Source organism: Streptomyces sp. NBC_00012, from assembly GCF_045040875.1.
In the GTDB taxonomy this organism is placed as follows: domain Bacteria; phylum Actinomycetota; class Actinomycetes; order Streptomycetales; family Streptomycetaceae; genus Streptomyces.
Genome location: NZ_CP108309.1, coordinates 8,286,149 through 8,309,749, shown reverse-complemented (window position 1 = coordinate 8,309,749; position 23,601 = coordinate 8,286,149). Strand labels below are relative to the sequence as shown.

Below are 23,601 nucleotides of genomic sequence, written 5' to 3'. Positions count from 1 at the left end.
ATGGAGTCCGCCGTCGAGGCGTCCGCGACCCGTCCGGCGCCCTTGCGGGTTCCGGCCTTCCGGCGGTTCGCGCTCGCCACTCTCGTCTCGGCGACCGGCTCCGCGATGGCGCCCCTCGCACTCGCCTACGCGGTGATCGGCCAGGGGGGCGGAGCAGGGTCGCTCGGTGTGGTGCTGGCGACCAATTCGGTGCCCACGATCGTCTTCACCGTCGTGGGCGGTGTTCTCGCGGACCGTCTGTCACGCAGCCGGATCCTGTTCCTGAGCAACCTGCTGGCCGCAGCCGGGCAGGGCGTGCTCGCGGCACTCGTGGCCACCGGCCATGCGACAACCGCTTCGATCGCCGGGTGCGGCTTCGTCTCCGGGATCGCCACGGCGTTCACGGCTCCGGCCGCGACGGGTGTCGTGGCGCAGATCGTCGCGGCCGAGCATCTGCAACGGGCCAACGCGCTGCTCCGGCTTCCGAGCAATGCGGTCAAGGTGCTCGGCCCTGTTGCCGGAGGGGTGATCGTCGCGGTCGGCGGGCCGGCCTGGGCCCTGTCCTGGGACGCGCTCAGCTTTCTCGTCGCGGCGCTCCTGTTGCTCGGCCTGCGGCTGAGCGCCCCGATCACGACGAGCAGCGCCCTGGCCGATCTGCGGGCCGGGTGGTCCGGATTCCGGTCGTGCACCTGGCTGTGGACGTACACCGCCGCCGGCACGGTGGTGGTCGCCGCGTGGCTGGCCGGGTTTCAGCTGCTCGGTCCGCTGACCGCGGCCGAGAGCTACGCGGGAGCGCGCTCCTGGGGGCTCGTCCAGGGCGCATTCGCGTTCGGGCTGTTCGCGGGGACGGTGGTGTGCCTGCGCTGGAAGCCGTACCGGCTGCTGGCCGTCGCCGTGATCACCGGCGCCGGACTCTGTCTGCCACCGGCGGCACTCGGCCTCGGTCTGGCCCTGCCCTGGGTGCTGCTCGCCGCCGTGCTCGCGGGCGTCGGGCTGGATGTCGCCATCGTGTCGTGGAACACCGCGCTCCAACAGCACGTGCCGCAGGAGGAACTGGGCCGGATGAGCTCGTTCAACGGTGTCGGTGAGCGGATCGCCATCCCCCTCGGCTACCTCGTCACCGCCCTCGCCGCACATGCCTGGGCCGACCGGACCGTACTCCTGGTCTGTGCCGGTGCCATCGTGGCCACCACAGTCCTCAACCTCTGCGTACGGGACGTGTACCGCGTCAATCGCGCCTGAGCGTGCGGGCAGGCGCGTACTGAAAAGCGCGACCGCCTTCTCAGGCCGGCCCGGAGTCGTCCGGCTGGATGCCTGCCCGGCGGGACACGTCCTCGCTGTGCTCCAGGTGGCTGCGCCCCTCTTCGCCGAGCTGCCCGATCACCCCGGCGAGCACCGTCTCGACAGTGGCCAGCGTCGGGACCATGCTGTCGTACGGCGAAGGCTCGGCGACATGACTGGGCAGGACGACGTCGGCGAGGCCGGTCACCGGCGAGAGCCAGGCGTCGGTGAACAGGACGACCTTGCTTCCGCACTGCGCGGCCATCCCCGCGATGACGATCTTGTCCGGTTCGTAGCGCCGGTAGTCGAAGACCACGAGGACGTCCTGCCGCCCGAGACCCGCCAGGACGGCGGTCCGCTCCACGTCGCGGTCCGGCAGGATGACCACGTCCCCGCGCAGCTGCATGAGGTGCAGCCCCAGGTACTGCGCCAGCAGATGCGTGAACCGGCCGCCGACCAGGATGATGCGACGCTTGGGGTGACAGAGCAGAGAGATCGCCGCCTGCACATCGTGGGGTGGCAGTTCCCGCAGCGTGCGGGCGACCTCGGAGCTGAACACGTCCGGTCCGCCCTCGGGGTGCGCCGTGTCCCGCCCCTCCTCGTCCGGAGCGCCGGGTGACGCGGCTCCGTATCCCCGTGTGCTGTAGAGCTGCAGAGGTGAGGCTCTGCGTTCCTCCAGTTCCCCCCGCAGCGCCGCCTGGAAGTCGGGAAACCCCTTGTAGCCGAGCCGGTTGACGAATCGGATCACCGTGGGCGCGCTCACCGTGGCGCGTTCGGCGAGCGTGGCCACCGTCTCGAAACCGGCCGACGGGTAGCCGGCGAGCAGCACCCGGGCCACCTTGCGTTCGGCGGGGCTGAGGTCACCGAACCGTTGCCGGATCTCTTCGGCGAGTGAGGACATGGGCCGGGCGCCACCTTTCTGAAGGGGTTCAGGTTACGCGGACCGGCGTGCTCCGGGCATCCGGGTCGGCTGTCGTCGTGGATCCGAGAGCCGTGATCAGTGCCGCGAGCAGGGCGACCCGGTGCGGGACCGTCGTCATGTCCAGCCATTCCTCCGGGCTGTGGTCACCACCGCCGACCGGGCCGAGGCCGTCGAGCGTCGGCACCCCGGCTCCGGCGATGGTGTTGGCGTCGCCTACGCCACCGGTGGCAGCGGCCCCCAGGTCCAGGCCGAGCTCCGCCCCGGCTTCCCGGGCGCGGGCGAACACGGCGCGGGCCGCCGGGGTGTCCTCCATGGCCGGGCATGCCTCCGTCTGCCGCACGGTGGCGCTGGTGCCCGGTACGGACAACTGGGCGGCGGCCACGACGATGGCCTGCCTGGCGTGCCGGATGCCCGATTCGGTCGAGGAGCGTACCTCCACGTGCAACTCGGCCTCGGGACAGACGATGTTGATACGGCTGCCGGCCCGGATCATCCCCACATTGACCGTGACGTCGCCCCACCGTCCGTTCATCTCCTGGCAGGCGATGAGCAGATGAGCAGCGGCCAGTGCGGCGTTGGCTCCGCGTTCCGGTTCGATGCCGGCGTGTGCGGCCCGTCCCTCGACGCTGATCAGGAAGTCCGCCACGCCCTTGCGGGCGATGACGAGGTCGCCGTTCTCCCGGGCACACTCCAGGCCCAGCCCGTAGTCGACGGCCCCGGCGAGCTCCGCGGTCACCCGGCGGCTGGCCGGGGAGCCGATCTCCTCGTCGGGGGTGGCCAGGAAGACGATCTCCGCGAAGTCCGTCAGTCCGCGGCGCAGCAGGATCTCCACGGCGGTGAGGCCGGCCAGCAGGCCTCCCTTGTCGTCGCTGACTCCGGGGCCGTGGGCGAGCGGGCCGTCACGGGTGAAGGGGCGCCGCGCCGCCGTCCCGTCGTCGAAGACGGTGTCCAGGTGTCCGGCGAGGAGGATGCGCCGTCCGCCCTGCTCGGCAGGGATCCGGCCGGGCAGCCGCCCCACCACCAGGTCACCGAAGCGCATGTCCCGGCCCGGGACCGTGACGGGCGTCCGGTCCACCTCGAACCCCAGGCCGGTCAGGCGCCGCCCGGTCCAGGTCGCGATGCGGTTGACTCCTTCGGGGCTGTACGAGCCGGAGTCGATGGACACGAGATGTTCCAGGTCCGCCAGGTAGCGGGGCTGGAGGGCGAGGGCGTCGGACAGCAGCAGGGCCGCCTCGCCCCGCTGCCGTGCTTCGGGCATCACAGGACCTTCGACAGGAAGGTGCGGGTGCGTTCCTGCCGGGGATCGCCGAGTACCTGCCGGGGGTCACCGGCCTCGACCACGACACCGTCGTCCATGAAGACGGCCGTGTCCGCGACCTCCCGGGCGAATCCGATCTCGTGCGTGACGACGACCATCGTCATCCCTTCCGCGGCCAACTGCCGCATCACGTCGAGCACTTCCCCGACAAGTTCCGGGTCCAGGGCCGACGTCGGTTCGTCGAAGAGCATCAGTTCGGGCTTCATCGCGAGCGCTCTGGCGATCGCGACGCGTTGCTGCTGGCCGCCGGACAGCTGGGCCGGATAGCGCTCGGCACGGTCGGCGAGGCCGACCCGGTCCAGCAGCCGCAGGGCGTCGGTACGTGCCTCGGCCCTGGTGACGCCCGCGACCTTCACGGGCGCCTCCGTGACGTTCTCCAGCGCCGTCATGTGCGGGAAGAGATTGAACCGCTGGAACACCATCCCGATGTCGCGGCGGGCGCGGGCGATCTCGCGTTCCTTCAGCTCGTACAGCCGGTCGCCCTGCTGCCGGTAGCCGACCGGGGCGCCGTCGACGGAGAGGCGGCCTCCGTCGATCTTCTCCAGATGGTTGATGCAGCGCAGGAACGTGGACTTCCCCGAGCCGGAGGGGCCCAGCAGGCAGCAGACGCGCCCACGTTCGACAGTCAGGTCGATGCCCCGGAGCACGGAGACCTTCCCGAAGTGTTTGCGCACGCCCTCGGCGTGCACCATCGGCGTTTCCACGGTCATCCCTTCGTGTCGGTCGATGCGGCGGGGGCGGTCCGGGAGATCCGGAGTACAGCGCCCGTGACGAGGCGTCGCAGCGGCCCGGCGGCAGGGGTGGCGGGTGAGGTGCCACGGCCGTAGCGGCGCTCCAGCCAGGACTGCGGCAGGCCCAGTGCCGTGACGAGGATCAGGTACCAGATGCCGGCGACCACGAGCATGGGGACGACCTGGTAGTTCTGCGCGTACACGTCCTGGATGTTGGACATCAGGTCGTGGGCGGAGATCACCGAGACCAGAGCGGTCATCTTGAGCATGTTGATCGCCTCGTTCCCCAGCGGCGGGATGATGACCCGCATGGCCTGGGGCAGCACGATGCGCCGAGTGGTGAGCGCCGGTCGCATGCCGAGCGACTGGGCGGCCTCCGCCTGTCCCGGGTCGACGGACTGGATACCCGCGCGAACGATCTCGCTCGCGTACGCCGCCTCGTTCAGCCCCAGCGCCAGGAGTGCGGCGACGGCGGGGGTGAGGACCGTATTGGTGTCCAGGTCCAGGAACGTGATGTGGGTGAACGGGATGCCGATCAGGATGTGTTTGTAGAGGGCACCCGCGTATCCCCAGAAGATGATCTGGACCAGGAGCGGGGTGCCGCGGAAGACCGAGACGAACGCGTTGGCCAGGACCCGGAGCACCGGGTTGGACGACAGGCGCATCACGGCCACGAGAATGCCCAGCCCGAGGCCGACGGCCATGGCTGCCGCGGTGAGCCACAGGGTGGTGGCCAGGCCGTCGAAGACGAGGCCGGCGAAGACGTAGCGCCCGACGATGTCCCAGTGCAGGTTCTCGTTCCCGGCGAGGGAGCCGATCAGGCCGACGAGGGCGGTGAGGGCTGCCGCGGCGGCCAGCCATCGGCCCCAGTGCCGGATCGGTACGACGGTGAGACTCTTCTCGGCAACCGGTGCGGTGGCCTGGGCGCCGCGTACGGACCCGGCAGGTGTGAGGGCGGCCATGTCAGGACACCGCCGCGTTCCTGGTGGCCTGCTTCACGGCGATGGAGGCGGCGCCGTACTTGTCGCAGATCTTGTCGAGTGTGCCGTCGTCGATGAGTGCCTGCAGGGCTTTCCGGATCGCTTCGGTCAACCCGGGAAGCTGTTTGCTGACACCGATGCCGTTGGGTGTCGCCTCGTAGCCACCGCCCGCGGCGGGATCCTCGACCACTTCGAAGGCACGGCCGCCGTCGGCGGTCTTCGCCGTCCAGCCGGCGCCGGGCTTCGTCACCAGATCGGCGACCACCTTCCCCGAGCGCAGGGCGAGTTGGGCGTCGGAATCCTTCGGGAACGTCTGGATGGAGACGGCGTCCCTGCCCGCTTCGGCGCACTTGGACTGATGCGCCTTCAGCACTTCCAGCTGGTGGCTGGCCGCCTGGGTGCCGACCGACTTGCCGCAGAGATCGTCGAGCCGTGCGATCCGGTCCGGATTGCCCTTGACCACGAGGATTCCCGAGCCCGATACGGAGTAGTCCACGAAGTCCAGGACCCGCTGGCGCTCCCTGGTGTCGGTCATGGCCGACATGACCGCGTCGAACTTGCCGGCCTGGACGGCGGGCACGATGCCGTCGAACTTCTGGGCCGTGAAGGCGAATCGCACCCCCAGCTTGGCACCGAGCGCCTGGCCGAGGTCGAAATCGAGCCCGGTGAGCTCGGGCCGCCCCTCGGCCTTGAACATGACGAACGGCGCATACGGTACGTCGGTCGCCACCCGGACCGTACCGCTGGACCTGATGGCCGAGGGCAGAGAAGCGTGGAGTTTCGCGTCGCGAGTGACGTGCACACCCGCGACGGCGACATCGCCGGTGGGAGCGGCGGCGTCATCGACGGCGCCATCTTTTCCGCATGCGGACAGCGCCGTGGACGATGCGATCAGCAGTGCGGTGGCCGCTACTGCGCGGCGGGCTGGGCGGGTAGGCAAGACGGACCCCTCTCGCGGAACTGCCGTGCGGCTGGGTTCAACCGCCGACCAGATGCCCGCACGTTACACTCAAGGTCTATTTTGGCCACACTGTAATGTCCGTAACAGGTCGATAACAGTCGACCCCGATGATGAAACGACCCACCATCGACGGATTCTCCACCTCCCGACGCGATCCTCGCGTCACACCTCGCACCGAAGACTCGTTTCAGAATGTCGATCACCAGGCGCATGTGTAACGCGTTCGACATGCGACACCCCGTAGCCGCCCGGCCGGGTCAGTACGCGTGGTCGGCGGTGACGTCGGCGGAGAGCCGGAGGGTCTGTTCCGCCGTGGTCGCGCGAAGGGTGAGGAGGGTCTGCGTGAGCGCGTCGACCGTGACGAGGTGGGCGATCCGGCTGGCCGTGGTCTCCAGTCCGAAGACGAGATCCTGCCCCCCGGCGACGAGAGTGTGCGTGCAGGTCTCACTCAGGGGCGACTGTGCGTAGCTGGTGAGGCCGATGACCTCGGCGCCCGCGCCGCGGGCACGGCGAGCGGTGTCGACGGTACTGCGGGTGGCGCCGGTGTGGCTGATGGCCAGACAGACCGCACCCGAGGGCAGTTGGGCGGCGGCGAGCTGGGCGGTGAGGGGGTCGGCGGGGGCGTCGACGACGCACCCGAGGGCACGCAGGCGGTAGGCGGCATCGACGGCCACGGCGGCGGAGAGGCCGGCCGCCGCGACCACGATGCGGGGCGCGGCGTTCAGCGCGGCGGCCGCGGCGAGCAGCCGGTCGGCGGTCAGCGTGGTGGCGAGGTCGCCGAGGGCTTCACGGGAGGCATGGATCGTGTCGGCCAGGGCGCGGGCGGCCGGGTCACCCTGGGGGTCCGGCGCCGGTGCGCGGGTGGGACTCTGGCGCGCTGCCGCGATCTTCAGTTCCTGGTAGCCACGGAAGCCGAGGCGTTGGCAGGCGCGGACGACCGATGACGGCGCCGTGCCGGCCAGGGCGGCGACGTCGCTGACGCTGAGCCGGACGAGGTCGGCCCCCTGGTCGAGGATCACCTGCGCGACGCGGGCCTCGGTCTCGCGGAGCTCCGGCAGCTTGGCCCGTACGTGAGCGCCGAGCCGGTACTCATCGGCGGAATTCTGTTCCATGTGATTAGAGTAGCGCGGAATCCCATTCCAGATAGTCTGCTGCCGCCTGGAGCCCTTTCGTCATGCCCTCGTTTCTCCCGGCGGGCACAGCCGTGCCCGCAGCCGTGCTCACCGCCGCCGTTCTGCATGCCCTGTGGAACGCGATGGCCCACCGCATCACCGACAAACTCGTCGGTTTCACCCTCATCAATCTCGCGTACACCGGCTGCGCGGCGGTCATGGTCTGTTTCACACCGATACCCGAGGCCGGGGCCTGGCCGTTCATCCTGGTTTCCGCCGCGCTGGAGGTGCTCTCCCAGCTCTTCCTGCTGCGCGCCTACCAGCTCGGGGACTTCGGCCAGATGTACCCCATCGCCCGAGGCACCGCCCCGCTGCTCGTGGCCGTCGCCTCCGTGACCGTGCTGGGCCAACCGCTCACCGTCGCCGAAATGGCGGGGGTGCTGGTGATTTCCGCAGGCCTGGCCGGCCTGGCCTTCGCGGACGGGTGGCCCGGGCGCGCCCAACTGCCCGCGCTCGCCGCGGCGGTGGCCACCGGAGTCGTCATCGCCGGCTACACAGTCGTCGACGGCACGGGCGTCCACCGCTCCCAGACCGTGATCGGCTACATCGCGTGGCTCTTCCTGTGCCAGGGCCCCGTCCTGCCGCTGCTGGCACTGGCCCGACGCGGCCGCCCCCTGTTCGCACAGCTCAAGCCGGTCTGCGGGATCGGCCTTACGGGCGGTGCCGTCTCCTTGCTCGCCTACGGCCTCGTCATCTGGGCGCAGGCCCACGGCGACCTGGCGACCGTCGCCGCCCTGCGTGAAACCAGCATCCTCATCGCGGCGCTGATCGCCACGCTGCTCTTCCGCGAACGGTTCGGGCGGCTGCGCCTCACCGCCGGCGCCGCCGTCCTCGCCGGCATCGTCGTACTCGAACTCGCCCATCCCTGAGCCGCCGGATACGCCCCTGCTACGCCGTCCGGCCCGCGACCGGCTGCTCCGCGCCGGCCGGTGCGGGGATCACGGCGGCAGCACCGGCCGGCGCCGGGGCCGTCGACTCCCGTACGACCAGCCTCGGCCGGATGAGCAGCGACCGTCCTGCCGCCGGGGCAGAGTCGATCCGGGCCCGCAGCTGCTGGAAGGTCTCAGCGGCCATCTCCGGCAGCGGCTGGCGGACCGTGGTGAGCGGCGGTTCGAAGAGGTCGGCGAGGAGGATGTCGTCGAAGCCGACCACGGAGACGTCCTGTCCGGCGCTGCGCCCGGCATCCTTGGCCCCCCGGCAGATCCCGATCGCGCACATGTCGTTGATGGCGACGAACGCGGTGGGCGGGCGCGGGCCGCCGAGGAGCTCCCTGGCGGCGTTCCGCCCCAGTTCGGCCGCGTCCTTGTCGCCGAACTCGGTGGCGTCCGCGCCGGGCCAGACGATCGCGTCGGCCGGGTCGAGACCGGCCGCCTCCAGCGCGGCCCGGAATCCGCGCAGTCGTTCGCGGCGGTTGACGCTGTTGACCGAGCCGGAGACGAACGCCAGTCGGCGGTGGCCGAGTTCGATCAGATGGCGGGTGGCGATCTCGGCACCCATCGCGTTGTCGACGCTGATCGAGGCGAGCGACGGCGGATCCCCCGCCTGCGCGGTGCGGTCGAAGGCGATCATCTTCAGCCCTCGGCTCAGCAGCGGTGTCATATGGTCGAGCGAGGGCAGCGAGGAGCAGAGCACCACTCCGCTCACCCCGTCCGCGAGCAGTTCCTCGCCGTACTTGAGCTCACGGGCCGCATCGCGCTCGCTGTTGCAGAGCAGTACGTGGTACCCCTCGGCGAGGGCGATGGCCTCCAGCTCGCGGGCGAGCGCCCCCCAGAAGGGGTTGGCCACCGACGGCACGATGAGACCGATGACCTTGATGCGGCCGGTGCGCAGCATCCGGGCAGCACGGTTCGGCCGGTAGCTGAGCTGCTCGATCACCTGCTCCACGCGGGCCAGCGTGGCCGCCTGCATACGGTCCGTCCGCCCGTTGAGGACGTTGGAGACCGTGCTCGCGGAGACCCCCGCGGCCTCCGCGACCTGATGGATCGTTACCCCGCTCATGCCACCTCCGGTTCGGAACCCGATGAACCATACCAGTGTATCGATTTACTGAACTTCGTTTACCGGTACACCCGTTAACACTCCCGAAAATTCATGTGCATCAGCTGTTGACGTCCCTCTGACGACGTTCCTAGCATCAGTGCATCGATTTACCAGCGCTTCTCAGCCATGGCCGGGATGCCATCGCTGGATCGATCCACAATCTCCACCTCAAAAGGGGTGTCCCATGGAACTCAAAAGACGGTCGCTGCTTGCTGCCATCGGCGCCGGCACCGCTGCCGCCGCCCTCAGTGCGTGCGGCACCGGCACTTCGGCGGGCGGCTCCGCCGACGGCCCCGCCGAGGGTGAGATCACTCTGCTCACCCCGATCTACGAAGGCGCCGACGGCAAGACGCTGTTGGAGAAGGAGATACTCGGCGGCTTCCGGAAGAAGTACCCGGACGTCAAGGTGAACGTGGACTACACCACGTACGACCAGCTCAACGAGAAGATCACCACAGGGCTCGCGGGCGGTCTGCTGCCCGACGTGCTGATGATGGGCGTGGGCTGGATCCCGCCGTTCGCCGCGAAGAAGGCGATCGCGGAGCTGCCCGAGAAGTTCGCCACCGCGCACGACTACGAGAAGCGGGTGCTTGAGCCGTCCCGGTACGACGGCAAGCTGTACGCGCTGCCGGTCGTCCTCGACACCCGCATCGTCGTCTACCGCAAGGACCACTTCGCCGAGGCCGGCATCAAGAAGACCCCGGCGAACTGGGCCGAACTGCGCGCCGTGGCCAAGCAGCTGACCAAGAACGGCCGGTTCGGATTCGACCCGTTCTCCATCCATCTGCGCCAGTGCTGGGAGACCTTCCTCTTCGCCAACGGCGGCCAGCTGTTCAGCGCGGACGGCAAGAAGGTGCTGTTCACCGACGCCCGCGGGGTCGAGGCGCTGCAGTTCTTCAAGGACCTGATCAAGGACGGCTCCGCCGACTACGCCAAGAAGACGGACCTCGGGGCCCCGACCAACGTACAGACCGGCAAGGCGTCGATGATGATGACGAGCAGTGCCCTGTGGAAGCAGGTCGGAGAACAGAATCCGGAACTCCTCAAGGACGACAAGCTCGGCGCGTTCGTCCTCGCCAACCGCAAGCCCGCGATGCTCCAGGGCGGCACGCTCGTCACCCAGTCCGCCACTTCCAAGCACCCCGCGGCGGCCCGTGCGCTCGTCGAGTACCTCGCGACGCCCGAGTCGATCCTCGGTGCGGCCAAGCAGCGAGGATCGGTTCCCGGGCTGAAGGATCTCAGCGACTCCAGCTATGTGAAGGAGAACAAGTTCGTCGATCTCTCCCTGCAGAGCATGGGTGACGCGTGTTCGGAGGGCGGCACCGCTGCCTGGATGGAGATCCGCGAAAAGATCAAGCCCACGCTGGAGCCCGCCATCGTGGGCAACCAGTCGGCGAAGGACGCCATCGCGGAACTCGGCCGGCTAGCCGAGGCCGCCATCGGCCGGATGTAAGGACCCGTCACTGTGGGAGCGACATCCGTATTGAAGGCGAGGCCCGCGCGGCCGCCTTCCCCGACCGAGCACACGGTCGCGAAGAAGCGCACCGGCCGGGCACCCACCGGCCCGGGGCGCCGCAGGCAACGCGCCGGCATGCTGATGGTGGCGCCCGCGCTGCTGCACGCCTCGCTCTGGATCGGCCTGCCGGTCGTCGCGTCGGTGGTTCTGGCCTTCACGAAGTACGACGTGCTGACGGCGCCGCAGTTCGTGGGCCTGGACAACTTCCGGGACATGCTGGACGACGCGGTGTTCCGCAAGTCCATCGTCAACACCGTCATCTACACCTTCTTCACCGTTCCGTTCGGCATGATGCTGGGGCTGCTCGTGGCCCTGGCGCTGCACACCGGGCTGAAGGCGCGGGGCATCTTCCGTACCGCGGTCTTCATTCCCCAGGTGACGGCGACCGTCGCGATCGCCCTGGTCTGGCTGTGGATCTACAACCCGGGCAACGGGCTGCTGAACACACTCCTGTCGTTCCTCGGCATCCAAGGCCCGGCCTGGCTGTCGTCGACCTCGTGGGCGATGCCGTCGGTGATCCTGGTCGGCATCTGGCAGGGCATCGGCATGAAGATGCTCATCTACTTGGCCGCGCTGCAGTCCCTGCCGAAGGAACTGTACGAGGCGGCTTCGGTGGACGGCGCGTCCAAGGTGCGCCAGTTCTTCTCGATCACTCTGCCGCTGCTGAAACCCGCGACGTTCTTCGTCCTCATCACGTCGATGATCAGCGCGTTCCAGTCCTTCGACCAGATCTACATCCTGACCGACGGCGGCCCGGGCAACAGCACCACGATGATGACGTTCGAGATCTACAAGTCCGCCTTCCGGGAGTTCCGCATCGGGTACGCCTCCGCCCAGTCACTTGTGCTGTTCGTGCTGCTGATGGGCTTCACCCTGGTCAACCGGCGGATCATGGGAGGCACCCGTGGCCACAACTGAGCTGCACGCGCCGGGGGCCGCAACCAAGTCCCGGCCGGTGAAGAACGGCAAGCCGCTCACCGCCGGCCGGATCGCGCTCTACGTGACCCTCACCGTCGTCTCGCTACTGATGGTGGTGCCGTTCGTCTGGATGGTGCTCACCTCGCTCAAGACCCCGGTGGAGATCGCCTCCCAGGACGCCGGACTGCTGCCGGAACACTGGGAGTTCGGCAACTACGTCGACGCGCTGAAGGCGGCGCCGTTCGCGACGTACGCACGCAACAGCTTCATCATCGCGTTCAGTCACACCCTCATCAACGTGGTCGTGGCGTCGATGGCTGGTTACTCGCTGGCGCGGATCAAGTTCCGGGGCAGCGAGGTCATCTTCTACCTCTTCATCGCCGCGCTGATGATCCCGACGTACACCAAGGTGCTGCCGGAGTTCCTGATCGTCCGCTTCATGCCGCTGGCCGGCGGGAACGACATCTTCGGCCAGGGCGGCAGCGGCTGGCTGGACTCCTGGTGGGCGCTGATCATCCCCGGTGCCGTCACCCCGTTCGCGGTCTTCCTCTTCCGGCAGTTCTACCTGGATCTCCCGGTGGAGCTGGAGGAGGCGGCCAGGCTCGACGGTCTGGGCGAGTTCCGGATCTACGCCCGGATCATGACGCCGCAGGTCAAGCCCGCGCTCACCACCGTGGCGCTGCTGACCTTCGAGTCGTCGTGGAACAACTTCCTCTGGCCGCTGCTGGTGACCCGAACGGACAGCCTGCGAGTGATCCAGGTCGGGCTCTCCGTCTTCAAGACGGAGAACGGCCCCCAGTGGCACTTCCTGATGGCCGGCACCACGCTGGCCACCCTGCCCATGGTCATTCTCTTCCTCATCGGCCAGCGCTACTTCGTGCAGGGCTTCGCGACCGCCGGTCTCAAGTGACCGGTTCCGGTCCCCGGTGACCGGAGCAGTCCCGAAGCCACCGGCTTTCGCCCGAACGACCGTTCTTCGAAAGGTACTTACTCCATGTCTGCTGATCTCAACGGCTCCCGCGCACTGGTGACAGGGGCGGGCCACGGCATCGGCCGCGCCATCGCCGTCGCGCTCGCCGAGGCCGGCGCGGACGTCGCCGTCCACTACCACTCCTCCGCCGACGAGGCCGCGAAGACGGTCTCCGCCATCGAGGCTCTGGGCCGCCGGGCGAAGGCGTTCAAGGCAGATGTCACGGTGACCGGCGATGTGGACCGGCTCGTCGACGAGGCGACCGGCTTCCTCGGCGGACTGGACGTGCTGGTCTGCAACGCGGGTCATCTGATCGGCCGGGCCACCATCGCCGAGATGTCCGACGACCACTTCGACCAGGTTCTCTCCACCAATCTGACGTCCACGTTCCGCACCGTGCGCGCCGCGATCCCCCACCTGACGCAGTCGTCGGCCGGCCGCATCATCACGATGTCCTCGCTGGCCGCGCACAACGGCGGCGGCCCCGGCTCGGTGGCCTACGCGGCGGCCAAGGCCGGGGTACGCGGCTTCACCAAGGGTCTGGCCAAGGAGCTCGGCTCCACCGGCATCACCGTCAACGCCGTCGCGCCCGGCTTCATCAAGGGCACCGCCTTCCACGACACGTTCACCGCGCCCGAGGCGCAGCAGGCGATGGAGGCGGGCATCCCGGTCGGCCGGGCCGGCACCCCGGAGGACGTCGGCGCCGCGGTCGTCCACCTGGCGTCGCCGTCGTCCGGCTTCCTCACCGCCACCACCGTGGACATCGACGGTGGCGTGTGGCCGCGTTGAGGCGGATCGCCCGGGAGCGGGGCGGCTGGTGGCACGCGTACGTCTGCCCGGCGCACGGCGTGGAGCTCGACCACGGCGACCTGCTCTCCGGGGTGTTCCCCCAGGACGGTGCGCGCTGTGCGTACGGCTGCCGGGTGGACGACGAGGCGGTGCGCGGCGCCTGGCTGGTGCTCTCGCACCAGGCGTGGGCGCGGCACCTGCGGGTGCTCGCCCACCGCAAGGAGCGCGCCGAGTCCGTGTCGCGGCTGGTGGAGTACGCGGGGCTGTACGCCTCGCTGGCCACCGAGCGGCACGGCGAGGCCCAGTCCTGGATGCTGCGCGGCCGGCTCTTCCACCAGGCGCTGACCGACGCCATCTGGGCGGTGAACGTCGGGCACGCCGTGATCACGCTGGCCGAGCAGTCGACCGAGGACCTGGCGCCGGTGCTGCCGCTGCTGGACGCGCTGGAACAGGCCGCTCTCGACGCCCGGTCCGTGCTGACCGGCCAGGGCCACCTCGCGTCCAACTACACCGCCTGGCTCAACGCGGCCGGTGTGGCGGCGAGCCGGGGTGCCGCGGCGGCCCGTGGCCGGGAGTGGGACGGCGCCGGGCAGTGGCTGGAGGGCGAGCACGGGCTGTACGCGCATCTGCGGGTCGCGGTCGCCGATGACGGCTGGGAGTGGGAGGGCAGTACCTACTACCACGGGTTCGTGCTGCGGGCGGCGCTGCTGGCGCTGCGGGGCACCGACCCCGCGGCGGTTCCGTCCGATGTGGTGGGCGTGCTGGCCGGGATGACGGATGTGCTGGCGACGATCGCCACCCCGGGCGGCATCCTGCCGGCGCTGCACGACGGCCCGTATCTGCGCGCTCCACTCGCTCTGGAGTGGCTCGAACTCGTCGCGCTGGCCCAGCAGTTGGTGCCGTCCCCGGCGTTGGAGGCGGTGGCCGGGCGGGCCCGGTCCGAGCTGGGCGCGCAGGACGACGGACTCGACCGGGAGCTGGGTGGCTGGTTCGCCGGTCCGCCGCTGCCCGAGCGCCCGGCGCCCGGCCCGCTGACGGTGTTCCCGACCGCCGGGTACGCGGTGCTGCACCACGCGGGCGTCCACGCGCTGCTGGACTTCGGTCCGCACGGCGGCTCGCACGGCCACCGCGACAAGCTGTCGCTGTATCTGTACGGCGACACCACCCCCTGGCAGCCCGACCCCGGGCAAGTGCCCTACGCACACGCCGAGTTCCGGGATCTGTACGCATCGACCGAGGCCCATCCGGCGTTCCGGGTGGACGGCGGCGAACAGGCCGAGTGCAGCGGGCGGCTGCTCGACTCGGACGGTTCATCCGTCACCGCCGAGGTGACGACCGCGTACGAGGGTGTGCGCGCGGTGCGCCGTGTGGTGCTCGGTGGCAGCTATCTGGTCGATCTGCTGACGGTGCGGGCCGAGGACGAGCGGTGCCTCGCCGCGCAACTGCGCCCCGGAGTCGCGCTGGACGTCCAGCTCCAGGCCTCGGGCGAGGTCCGCACCACCTGGTACGGCGACGAGACCCTGCACGGCTGGCACACCCACACCCCCGGTGCGACCGTGCGTCCGGTCTCCCGGCCGGGCCCGGGTCCGGCCGACGACCCGCAGCGGGTGCGCACCCGGGTCGATTTCACTACTCGGTCGGACCGGGTCGTCTTCGCCTCGGTGTACCAGGCGGCGTCGGCCGGGCCCGCCGTGGCCGACGTGACGCTGGACGGTGACGGGGTGCTGGCGGTCTCGCTGACCAATGGCGACACCGCACGGTTCCGGACGGAGGACTGACCCTTGTTGCTCTCGGCGACCCCGCCGCCCGGCCCGCGCCCCGCACAGCAGGCGCGGCTGTACGAGGAGGCCGCCCGCCACCGCGGGCTGACCCCGCCGCGTACACACCCCCTGGCCAGCATCACCTGGCTCGGCCCCGCCGCCTCCAACCCGGCGCTGGCCTACCGGGTGAGCGGCGACCCGGTCCATCTGGCGGAGAGCCGGCGCTGGATCGAGGCCGCGGTGCGACTTCCGCACTGGGGCAAGGCCCATATGCCGGACCACGATCTGGACGCCGGCTGGCTGCTGCACCATCTCTCGATGGCCTACCGGTGGATCGGCGACGACCTGCCGGACGGGGTGCGGGCACTGCTGCGGTACAAACTGCTGCTCCAGGGGCGGCGGATGTACGAGTTCGCGGTGGCGAGCGAGGGCCGCTGGTGGTCGTCGTCGTACTGGCAGAACCACAACTGGATCTGCTACGCGGGTCTGGCGACGGCCGGTTATGTGCTGGGCAAGGAGGCGTGGACCGAGCGCGCCAAGGACAACCTCGGTACGGTCCTCGATCTGATGCCGGACGACGGTTCGCACGCCGAAGGGGTCGTCTACTGGCGCTACGGCGTGCCGTTCCTCGCCATCCACCTGGACCTCCTCCAGGAGGCGGAGGGCGTCGACTGGTGGGGGCGGGGCGGCTTCCTGACGAACACCTTCCGCTACCGGCTGCACCAGCTGGCCCCGGGCTTCGCGTTCAACGTCGACCACGGCGACTGCCACGACCGGCGCAGCGGACACAGCGCCGGTCTGTACTACCGGCTCGCGGCGCAGTACGGGATTCCCCAGGCGCAGTGGCTGGGCGATCTCGCCTCGGGTGAACTGCTGTGGCAGGAGGCGGCGGAGAGCGGGGTGCGGCCGGGGATCCTGCCGGAGGCGTATCTGGAATACCTCTGGTACGACCCGTCGGTGGCCGGTGCCCGTCCCACCGAGACCAGGGCGTTCTTCCCGGACCTCGGGCTGCTCGCGGCCCGGACCGGGTGGGACGACGACGCCAGTCTCGTCTCGTTCAAGGCGAGCCCCGGCGGTGGTCACAAGGCGTGGGAGACCTCCGCGAAGCACCGGGCCGAGCTGGGCTGGGAAACCCTCAACCAGGGGCACCACCACCCCGATTCGGGATCGTTCGTGCTGGTGTCGCAGGGTGCGTTCCTCGCGGTCGACGAGGGGTACAGCAACCGCAAGCGGGCCGCACATCACAATCTGCTCCTGGTGGACGGCCAGGGGTACGCGGACGAGGACCGCTACCACGTCTACAAGGACATCCCGTACGAGCGGCAGGCCCGGCAGCGCGATGTGCTCGCCGGTCCCGACTGCGGCTGGGCGCACGCCACCGCGGAGATCGCCGCGATGTACGACCCCGCGCTCGGGGTGCGGCGGCTGGACCGGACGCTGGTGTTCACCCCGTCGGGACGGCTCGTGCTGCTGGACCTCGCCGAGGCGGACACGGAGCGGGAGTGGTCGTTCCTGCTCCAGACCGACCGGCCCACCGAACCCGGGCCGGACGGCGGCCGGCTGATCCGGTCCGGGGCGGCCTCCGCCCTGGTGCGGCGGTTCGCGCCGCAGGATGCCTCGGTCGTCTCCGAGGCCACCGAGGTCGAGGCCAATCCGACGTCGAGCACGCCTGAACTGCGCCTCACCCGCACGCTGCACACACTGCGTGCGACGACCACGCGCTCGACGGACGCGCTCTTCCTCACCGCGATCGTCCCGGGAGCGGCACCGGCCTCGGCCGAGCAGGTCGTGTGCGCGCAGGGCCAGGGCGTCACCTTCGGCGAGGAGACCGTGCTCCTGTCCCCCGTCGCCCGCCGGATCCGCACCGCGACGGTGTCGGCCGACGCGGCGGCGGTGCTGCTCGGCGCGGAAGGCTCGGCGCCGTACGTGGTGGCGGCCACCCGGCTGGAGCTGGACGGCCGCGTGGTGCTCGAAGTCCCGGAGCCGTACACAGGAAAGGTCGGCTGAATCATGCAGGCAACCCTCTCGTCCGGCTGGCCGACGCTGCTGCGGCGGCTGGAGTTCGTGGCCTACCCGGCCGCCGCCGGGGCCGCCTTCACCCTGCTGTCGCTCGGTGCCGTGACCTGGCTTCCCGCACTCGCCGCGATGGGGCACGCGCTCCAGCGGTGGCGGGCGGAGGGCGACAGCCGCTGTTTCACCAACACCTTCGCCGCCTTCCCGCAGTACTGGCGGTCCCTGTGGCGCCACTCTCTGGCGTCCACCGCGGCAGGCGTCGTCCTGGCCGCCAACATCGTCCATCTGCTGGGCCGTCCGGAGCCGTGGACGTTCGTGCTGCTCGCCGCTCAGGTGGGCATCGCGGCCGCGCTCGCCATTCACCATGTGGCGCTCGCGGCCGAGGCGGGCCGCTCTCCGCGCGGAACGGTCCGCACCTGGTCGCGCGGTGCACTGGCCCTCGGCTTCGGGTCGGCGGCCCGTGGCACCGCACTGCTCGGCGCGGTGATCTCCGCCGCGCTGATCTCCCTCGTCGTACCGCTGGGGCCCCTGCTCCTCGGCCCCAGCATCCCCGTACTGCTCGCTCTGTCCTTCGCAGACCCCAGGAGGCACACCTCATGAGCCGTGTACTGCGCACCACCCTCGTCGCCGCGCTCGCCGCCGGCGCACCGCTCGCCTTCCCCCCGCCGTCGGTGGCCGCCGAGGCCGCCACCGCGTACTACGTGTCGCCGTCCGGCAGCGACTCCAATGCCGGTACGTCGGCGAGCACCCCGTTCGCCACGATCCAGAAGGCGGTCGATCTGGCGCCGACGGGCGCGGTGGTGAACCTCGCCGCCGGTACGTACAAGCAGGACGTCGTGACCAAGCGCTCCGGAGTCACCATCACCGGTCCGGCGAACGCCGTGGTGAAGGGGGCCGGCGACGCCCGGATCATCCAGGTGCAGCACGACTCGACGACGCTCAGCGGCTTCACCGTGGACGGGCTGCACGGGTCATCCACCGATGTGTCGGGGTACCGCCTCAAGCTCATCTATGTCATGAGCACGACTCCCGGCAACGGGGTGGGCGCTCTGCGGATCACCGGGATGACGCTGAAGAACGCCGCCGACGAGTGTCTGCGGGTGCGCTATCTGGTGACCGGGGCGGACATCTCCGACAACACGATCACCAACTGCGGGGTCGCCGACTTCAAGTTCGGCGGCGGCGGCAAGAACGGCGAGGGCATCTACCTCGGCACGGCCCCGGAGCAGCAGGGGGCGAACGGCGCCCCGGACGCGGCCCCCGACATCAGCAAGAACAACCGCATCCATCACAACACCATCGCCACCCAGGGCAACGAGTGCGTCGATGTGAAGGAGAACTCGACCAACAACTACGTCGAGTACAACGACTGCAGCGGGCAGAAGGACTCCAGCTCCGGCGGCCTGGACGCCCGCGGCAGCGGCAACATCTTCCGCTACAACACCATTCACGACAACGTCGGCGCGGGCATCCGGCTCGGCGGTGACACCGCGACCGACGGCATCGACACCAGTGTTTACGGCAACACCATCACCGGGAACGCGGGCGGCGGCATCAAGTTCATGCGCACCCCGCAGGGCCCGGTGTGCACCAATACCATGAGCGGCAACACCGGTGGCGACGCGGTCGGCACCTACGGCAGCGCGTACGACCCGACGGGTGCGTGCCCCCAGTGACCGGGCGGGGACCCGCGAGACGCGGGGTACTGACGGTGGCGGCCGGTCTGGCGGCGGTCGCTGCCACGGCGCCGGGGGCGCAGGCGGCCGAGCGGTCGGGCAGCGGAGCGAGCCGGTCGCGCTGGACGACGTCCTGGGCGACCGCGCAGACCGCTCCCACCGCGACGGACACGGTGGCGAGCGCCGGCCTGACCGGCGGCACCTGCGTCGCCAACGTACGGCTCTCCGCCGGCGGAACCGTCCGGCTGCGTTACGGGCATGCCTTCGGCACGGTCCCGGTCCTCGTGGGCCCGGTGACGGCGGGCGGCCTGCCGGTGACGTTCGGCGGGCGGCAGCAGGCATGGCTCGCCGCGGGCGGGTCGCTGACCAGCGACGCGGTCGCCGGGCTGCGTGTGGCCGAGGCCTCACGGCTGACGGTGGAGACCCGACTCCCCGGCCCCACCGGTCCGCTCTCCTTCCACCGCAACACCCATGCCTCGCACTCCGTGAACGGCGAGCGCACCACATCGGTGTTCCTGCTGACCGGCGTCGAGGTGACGGGCGCGCACGGGCCCGTGATCGCGGTGCTCGGCGACTCCATCACGGAGGGCGTCGGCACACCCGACGACGCCGATCTGCGCTGGCCCGACCAGCTGGCCAGGCGGCTTCCCGGTTCCGCCGTCGCCAATCTCGGCATCAGCGGCAACCGGCTGCTGCTGGACGACGCCCGGTTCGGGCCGGGCGGACAGGCGCGCTTCGACCGCGATGTGCTCTCGCTGCCCGGACTGCGCACCGTACTCGTCCACCTCGGCGTCAACGACCTCCAGCAGCCGCCGAGCCAGACCGACCCGGCGCTCGTCCTGGCCGGGTACCGGCAGCTGGTGCTGCGCGCCCGCAACGCCGAACTGCTGACGGTCGGCGCGACCATCGCCCCGTTCGGCGGCTGGACCCGCTGGACACCCGAGCTCGAAGCGGTACGGCAGCGGATCAACGCGGCGGTGCGTACCGGCCGGGTCTTCGACGCCGTCGTCGACTTCGACGCGGCGCTGCGCGACGCGGAACACCCGGCACGACTGCTGCCCGCGTACGACAGCGGGGACGGACTCCACCCCAACCCTTCCGGTCATGCCGCGCTGGCAGCGGCCGTCGACCGCCGACATCTCCTGTGAGGGCCGCATGACGAACCCAGCCACCACTGCGGGCACCACCCGGCGCACCGTTCTCGCCGGGGCGGCGGCGCTCGGCGCGGCCGCCGCGCTGCCGCTGACGCTCACCACCGCCGCGGACACCGCGCACGCGTCGGACGGGGCCGCCGTCATCGACGACGCCACCGCGCTGCGCTCCCGCTGGCACACCCTGCTCACCGGAGGCCCCGGTCTCGACCTGACGGACCCGCAGATCGCCGCGGCCGTGGCGAGGATCGGCAAGGCCGCGACCACCTCGGTCAAGGGCCTCGACCCGGCCCGGACGGACGGGCTGTTCCCCGATCTGACCAGCACCACGCTCTCCAACCACGTGACGACGTCGTTCAAACGGCTCGCCACGGTCGCGACCGCGTGGGCCGTCCCCGGCACCCCGCAGTACGGCGACACCGCGCTGCGCGATCTGCTGCTGGCGGGCCTCGACTGGATGCTGACCAACCGCTACGGCGCCGGCCACACCCGGTTCGACAACGACTGGGACTGGGAGATCGGCTCCGCGCTCGCCCTCAACGACGCGACCGTGCTGCTGTACGACGCGCTCGGCACGGAGCGGCTGGGCCGGATCACCGCAGCGGTACGGCACTACACACCCGACCCGAACCTCTGGCGGGCCGACCGGCAGATCGCCACCGGCGCCAACCGGGTGTGGATCTCCACCGTGGTCGCCGTCAACGCGGTGCTCACCGGCACGGGCGGCGATCTGGCGCGGGTCCGTGACGCTCTTTCGGACGTCGAGGGTTCGGGCGCCAACAGCGTCCTCGCCTTCAACGACGCGAGCGCCGCGGCGGAGGGCACCGGCGAGGGCTTCTACTCCGACGGTTCGTTCCTCCAGCACTACAAGCATCCGTACAACGGCGGGTACGGCAAGGAGCTGCTGAACAACCTGTCCCGGCTGCTGAACCTCCTCGCCGGGACCGCGTGGGCCGTCACCGACCCCGACCTCGACAACATCCGCGGCTGGGTCGACGAGGGCTTCGACCCGCTGCTGGTGCGCGGCGACGTGATGGCGTCGGTGTGCGGGCGGGAGATCGCCCGCCCCAGCAAGCAGGGCCATGTGTCGGCGCAGACGGTCATCGAGGCGGTGGTGCGGCTGATCCCGAGCTTCCCCGGCGAGACGGCGGACCGGTTCACCTCCCTGGTCAAGCAGTGGATCGCCGAGGACACCTACCGTGACTTCCTGGCCGTCACCGACCTGGCCTCACTGGTCGCCGCCCGGCAGGTCATCGCCTCCCCGGTGCCGGCCCGGGGACCGCTGGTCGCGCACAAGCAGCACCCGCGGATGGACAAGGCGGCCCACCACCGGCCGTCGTTCGCGCTCGGCATCTCCGCGTACTCGTCCCGGATCTACAACTACGAGTCGATCCAGAACGAGAACCTGCACGCCTGGCACCTCTCCGACGGCATGGTCCTGCTCTACACCGACGACCTCGGCCACTACAGCGAGGACTACTGGCCGACCGTCGACCCGGCCCGGCTGCCGGGCACCACGGTCATCGCCGGCCGCCCCGCGGACGCGGCGGGCCAGCGCACCACCAGTACGGCCGACTGGACGGGCGGCACCGCGCTGCCGGGCACCACGCTCGGCGCGTACGGCATGGAGCTGCGCGCGTACGGCAGTTCGCTGCACGGGCTGAAGAGCTGGTTCTGCCTGGACGACGTGATCGCCTGCGTCGGCTCGGGCATCGGCGCCGACGCGGGCACGGCCGAGACGGTCGTGGAGAACCGGAAACTGCGCGACCCGAAGGCCGCCCTGCTGGTCAACGGCACGGCAGTGTCCCCGGACGCCGGCTGGTCGGCCCGCCTCGACAAGGTCCGGTGGCTGCATGTGGCCGGAACCGGCGGCTATATCTTCCCCGAGCCCGCCACGCTGAACGGTCTGCGCGAGGACCGCACCGCGACCTGGCGCGAGATCAACCTCAAGTACGGCACGGACACCTCGGTCACCCGCCCGTATCTGACGCTGTGGCAGGACCACGGCGCCGCACCGAGCGGGGCGGGCTACTACTGGCTCCAGGCCCCGGCGGCCTCGGCCGAGCGGACGAAGCAGTGGTCGTCCGCGCCGCCGGTGAAGCTGATCGCCCGCTCCACCGCCGTGCACGCGGTACGCCGGTGCGCGGACGGGCTGCTCGCCGCGAACTTCTGGACGGCCGGCACCGCGCAGGAGCTGACCTCGGACGGACCCGCCTCGGTGCTCGTCAGGCCGGACGGGAAGACGGTGAAGGTGTCGCTGTCCGACCCGACACAGCTGCGGTCCTCGGTCGTGCTGGACCTGGCGCAGCGCGGCCTGAGTGTCGTCTCCGCCGATCCGGGCGTCAGCGCCCGGTCAACCGGCGACGGCATCCGGATCACCGCCGACACCGCCGGACGCCACGGTGCAACCCTCAACCTCACCCTGAAGAGGAGCTAGACCCTTGCTGTTCGACATGCCTCTGGACCGGCTGCGCGACTACCGGCCGGAACCGGAGGAGCCGGCCGACTTCGACGCCTTCTGGGAGAAGACGCTCGCCGAGACGGCCCGCCACGACCTGGACGCCGAGTTCGTCCCGTATGACGCCGGTTTCGCGACCGTCGACGTGTTCGACGTGACCTTCCGGGGCTGGGGCGGGCAGCCGGTGAAGGCCTGGCTGATGCTGCCGAGGACGCGTTCGGGCCCGTTGCCGGCCGTGGTGCAGTACATCGGCTACAACGGCGGCCGGGGCATTCCGTACTCCTGGCTGACCTGGAGCGCGCTCGGGTACGCCCATCTGGTGATGGACAACCGGGGCCAGGGCGGCGGCGGCAAGAACACCGCGGACACCCCGGACATCGGCCCGGACGGGCACGGCTCCTCCTCCCCCGGCTTCCTGACCCGGGGCATCGAGGACCCGTACCGCCACTACTACCGGCGGCTGATCACGGACGCGGTGCGGGCGGTGGACGCGGCGAAGGCCCACGAGGCGGTGGACGCCTCACGGGTGGCGGTGCTCGGCGGCAGCCAGGGCGGCGGGCTCGCGCTGGCCGTCGCCGGGCTGCGGGACGACATCGTGGCCGCCGTCGCCGATGTGCCGTTCCTCTGCCACTACCGGCGTGCCTCGCAGATCACGGACGCCGGACCGTACGCGGAGATCGCCCGCTGGCTGTCCGGGCACCGCTTCCGGATCGACGAGGCGATGGAGAGCCTGTCCTACTTCGACGGGGTCAACTTCGCGGCACGGGCGACCGCCCCGGCGTGGTTCTCGGTCGGCCTGATGGACAAGATCTGCCCCTCGTCCACGGTGTTCGCCGCCTACCACCGCTATGCGGGTCCGGCCGAGATCGAGGTGTTCACGTACAACGGGCACGAGGGCGGCGCCGAGTACGACCTGCCCCGCAAGCTCGGCGCGCTGCGGGGCGTGTTCGGCGGGTAGCGCACCGC

General features: G+C 70.6%; 20 protein-coding genes. 13 read left to right on the top strand and 7 right to left on the bottom strand.

Annotated elements, in window-relative coordinates; genetic code table 11:
- Positions 1-1,221 carry an MFS transporter gene (locus OHA19_RS37430; RefSeq protein WP_405708628.1) on the top strand — a complete coding sequence of 407 codons (1,221 nt, stop codon included), beginning with the start codon at positions 1-3 and terminating at the stop codon, positions 1,219-1,221.
- Between the two features lie 40 nt (positions 1,222-1,261).
- Here OHA19_RS37430 and OHA19_RS37425 read toward each other — a convergent pair whose 3' ends face one another.
- From OHA19_RS37425 to OHA19_RS37400, 6 genes are all read right to left on the bottom strand, one after another.
- On the bottom strand, positions 1,262-2,161 hold the full coding sequence (locus OHA19_RS37425) for a MurR/RpiR family transcriptional regulator (protein ID WP_405708631.1): 900 nt from the start codon (positions 2,159-2,161) through the stop codon (positions 1,262-1,264).
- A 28-nt stretch (positions 2,162-2,189) separates the two neighbouring features.
- A complete protein-coding gene (locus OHA19_RS37420) occupies positions 2,190-3,440 on the bottom strand; it encodes a M20/M25/M40 family metallo-hydrolase (RefSeq protein WP_405708633.1) in 1,251 nt (416 codons plus the stop codon).
- Complete coding sequence (locus OHA19_RS37415; protein ID WP_405708636.1) at positions 3,440-4,210, bottom strand: amino acid ABC transporter ATP-binding protein; 771 nt, start codon at positions 4,208-4,210, stop codon at positions 3,440-3,442. Before OHA19_RS37415 ends, OHA19_RS37420 begins: the two co-directional genes overlap by 1 nt.
- Positions 4,207-5,193 (bottom strand): amino acid ABC transporter permease, encoded by a 987-nt coding sequence (locus tag OHA19_RS37410; RefSeq protein WP_405708639.1) that lies wholly within the window; start codon positions 5,191-5,193, stop codon positions 4,207-4,209. Before OHA19_RS37410 ends, OHA19_RS37415 begins: the two co-directional genes overlap by 4 nt.
- A gap of 1 nt (position 5,194) precedes the next feature.
- Positions 5,195-6,151: an ABC transporter substrate-binding protein gene (locus tag OHA19_RS37405; protein WP_405708642.1), complete on the bottom strand. Its 957-nt coding sequence runs from the start codon at positions 6,149-6,151 to the stop codon at positions 5,195-5,197.
- A 278-nt stretch (positions 6,152-6,429) separates the two neighbouring features.
- Positions 6,430-7,284, bottom strand: a complete 855-nt coding sequence (locus OHA19_RS37400) for a MurR/RpiR family transcriptional regulator (protein WP_405708645.1) — start codon at positions 7,282-7,284, stop codon at positions 6,430-6,432.
- Positions 7,285-7,346: 62 nt separating this feature from the next.
- Here OHA19_RS37400 and OHA19_RS37395 point away from each other — a divergent pair, with 62 nt between their 5' ends.
- The gene (locus OHA19_RS37395) at positions 7,347-8,213 is read left to right on the top strand and encodes an EamA family transporter (protein ID WP_405708648.1); all 867 of its coding nucleotides are present in this window, start codon (positions 7,347-7,349) and stop codon (positions 8,211-8,213) included.
- A gap of 19 nt (positions 8,214-8,232) precedes the next feature.
- Here the strand turns inward: OHA19_RS37395 and OHA19_RS37390 are convergent, their stop codons facing one another.
- The gene (locus OHA19_RS37390; RefSeq protein WP_405708651.1) at positions 8,233-9,342 is read right to left on the bottom strand and encodes a LacI family DNA-binding transcriptional regulator; all 1,110 of its coding nucleotides are present in this window, start codon (positions 9,340-9,342) and stop codon (positions 8,233-8,235) included.
- Positions 9,343-9,568: 226 nt separating this feature from the next.
- Here OHA19_RS37390 and OHA19_RS37385 point away from each other — a divergent pair, with 226 nt between their 5' ends.
- The 11 genes from OHA19_RS37385 (at position 9,569) to OHA19_RS37335 (ending at position 23,593) form a co-directional block, all read left to right on the top strand.
- Entirely contained in the window at positions 9,569-10,837 is a 1,269-nt protein-coding gene (locus OHA19_RS37385) for an ABC transporter substrate-binding protein (RefSeq protein WP_405708654.1), read from the top strand.
- A gap of 12 nt (positions 10,838-10,849) precedes the next feature.
- Positions 10,850-11,818 carry a carbohydrate ABC transporter permease gene (locus tag OHA19_RS37380; protein WP_405708657.1) on the top strand — a complete coding sequence of 323 codons (969 nt, stop codon included), beginning with the start codon at positions 10,850-10,852 and terminating at the stop codon, positions 11,816-11,818.
- Positions 11,805-12,728: a carbohydrate ABC transporter permease gene (locus OHA19_RS37375; RefSeq protein WP_405708660.1), complete on the top strand. Its 924-nt coding sequence runs from the start codon at positions 11,805-11,807 to the stop codon at positions 12,726-12,728. Before OHA19_RS37380 ends, OHA19_RS37375 begins: the two co-directional genes overlap by 14 nt.
- An 84-nt stretch (positions 12,729-12,812) precedes the next feature.
- Entirely contained in the window at positions 12,813-13,577 is a 765-nt protein-coding gene (locus OHA19_RS37370) for an SDR family NAD(P)-dependent oxidoreductase (RefSeq protein ID WP_405708663.1), read from the top strand.
- Positions 13,565-15,355 carry a heparinase II/III family protein gene (locus tag OHA19_RS37365; RefSeq protein WP_405708666.1) on the top strand — a complete coding sequence of 597 codons (1,791 nt, stop codon included), beginning with the start codon at positions 13,565-13,567 and terminating at the stop codon, positions 15,353-15,355. Before OHA19_RS37370 ends, OHA19_RS37365 begins: the two co-directional genes overlap by 13 nt.
- 3 nt (positions 15,356-15,358) lie before the next feature.
- Positions 15,359-17,344: a hypothetical protein gene (locus OHA19_RS37360; protein WP_405708668.1), complete on the top strand. Its 1,986-nt coding sequence runs from the start codon at positions 15,359-15,361 to the stop codon at positions 17,342-17,344.
- A gap of 3 nt (positions 17,345-17,347) precedes the next feature.
- The gene (locus OHA19_RS37355) at positions 17,348-17,950 is read left to right on the top strand and encodes a hypothetical protein (RefSeq protein WP_405708671.1); all 603 of its coding nucleotides are present in this window, start codon (positions 17,348-17,350) and stop codon (positions 17,948-17,950) included.
- Positions 17,947-19,026 carry a DUF1565 domain-containing protein gene (locus OHA19_RS37350; protein ID WP_405708674.1) on the top strand — a complete coding sequence of 360 codons (1,080 nt, stop codon included), beginning with the start codon at positions 17,947-17,949 and terminating at the stop codon, positions 19,024-19,026. Before OHA19_RS37355 ends, OHA19_RS37350 begins: the two co-directional genes overlap by 4 nt.
- A gap of 35 nt (positions 19,027-19,061) precedes the next feature.
- Positions 19,062-20,174 (top strand): SGNH/GDSL hydrolase family protein, encoded by a 1,113-nt coding sequence (locus OHA19_RS37345; protein WP_405708676.1) that lies wholly within the window; start codon positions 19,062-19,064, stop codon positions 20,172-20,174.
- A complete protein-coding gene (locus OHA19_RS37340; protein ID WP_405708679.1) occupies positions 20,131-22,614 on the top strand; it encodes a polysaccharide lyase 8 family protein in 2,484 nt (827 codons plus the stop codon). The genes OHA19_RS37345 and OHA19_RS37340 overlap by 44 nt, the downstream gene beginning before the upstream one ends.
- A 4-nt stretch (positions 22,615-22,618) precedes the next feature.
- Positions 22,619-23,593, top strand: coding sequence for an acetylxylan esterase (locus tag OHA19_RS37335; RefSeq protein ID WP_405753094.1), 975 nt, complete (start codon positions 22,619-22,621; stop codon positions 23,591-23,593).
- Positions 23,594-23,601 lie beyond the last annotated feature (8 nt).

What these genes read in the sequence shown, in the direction of transcription:
- OHA19_RS37430 (WP_405708628.1), top strand. Translation starts at nt 1, where the DNA reads ATGGAGTCCGCCGTCGAGGCGTCCGCGACCCGTCCGGCGCCCTTGCGG.
- OHA19_RS37425 (WP_405708631.1), bottom strand. Translation starts at nt 2,161, where the DNA reads ATGTCCTCACTCGCCGAAGAGATCCGGCAACGGTTCGGTGACCTCAGC.
- OHA19_RS37420 (WP_405708633.1), bottom strand. Translation starts at nt 3,440, where the DNA reads ATGCCCGAAGCACGGCAGCGGGGCGAGGCGGCCCTGCTGCTGTCCGAC.
- OHA19_RS37415 (WP_405708636.1), bottom strand. Translation starts at nt 4,210, where the DNA reads ATGACCGTGGAAACGCCGATGGTGCACGCCGAGGGCGTGCGCAAACAC.
- OHA19_RS37410 (WP_405708639.1), bottom strand. Translation starts at nt 5,193, where the DNA reads ATGGCCGCCCTCACACCTGCCGGGTCCGTACGCGGCGCCCAGGCCACC.
- OHA19_RS37400 (WP_405708645.1), bottom strand. Translation starts at nt 7,284, where the DNA reads ATGGAACAGAATTCCGCCGATGAGTACCGGCTCGGCGCTCACGTACGG.
- OHA19_RS37395 (WP_405708648.1), top strand. Translation starts at nt 7,347, where the DNA reads ATGCCCTCGTTTCTCCCGGCGGGCACAGCCGTGCCCGCAGCCGTGCTC.
- OHA19_RS37390 (WP_405708651.1), bottom strand. Translation starts at nt 9,342, where the DNA reads ATGAGCGGGGTAACGATCCATCAGGTCGCGGAGGCCGCGGGGGTCTCC.
- OHA19_RS37385 (WP_405708654.1), top strand. Translation starts at nt 9,569, where the DNA reads ATGGAACTCAAAAGACGGTCGCTGCTTGCTGCCATCGGCGCCGGCACC.
- OHA19_RS37370 (WP_405708663.1), top strand. Translation starts at nt 12,813, where the DNA reads ATGTCTGCTGATCTCAACGGCTCCCGCGCACTGGTGACAGGGGCGGGC.
- OHA19_RS37355 (WP_405708671.1), top strand. Translation starts at nt 17,348, where the DNA reads ATGCAGGCAACCCTCTCGTCCGGCTGGCCGACGCTGCTGCGGCGGCTG.
- OHA19_RS37350 (WP_405708674.1), top strand. Translation starts at nt 17,947, where the DNA reads ATGAGCCGTGTACTGCGCACCACCCTCGTCGCCGCGCTCGCCGCCGGC.
- OHA19_RS37340 (WP_405708679.1), top strand. Translation starts at nt 20,131, where the DNA reads ATGCCGCGCTGGCAGCGGCCGTCGACCGCCGACATCTCCTGTGAGGGC.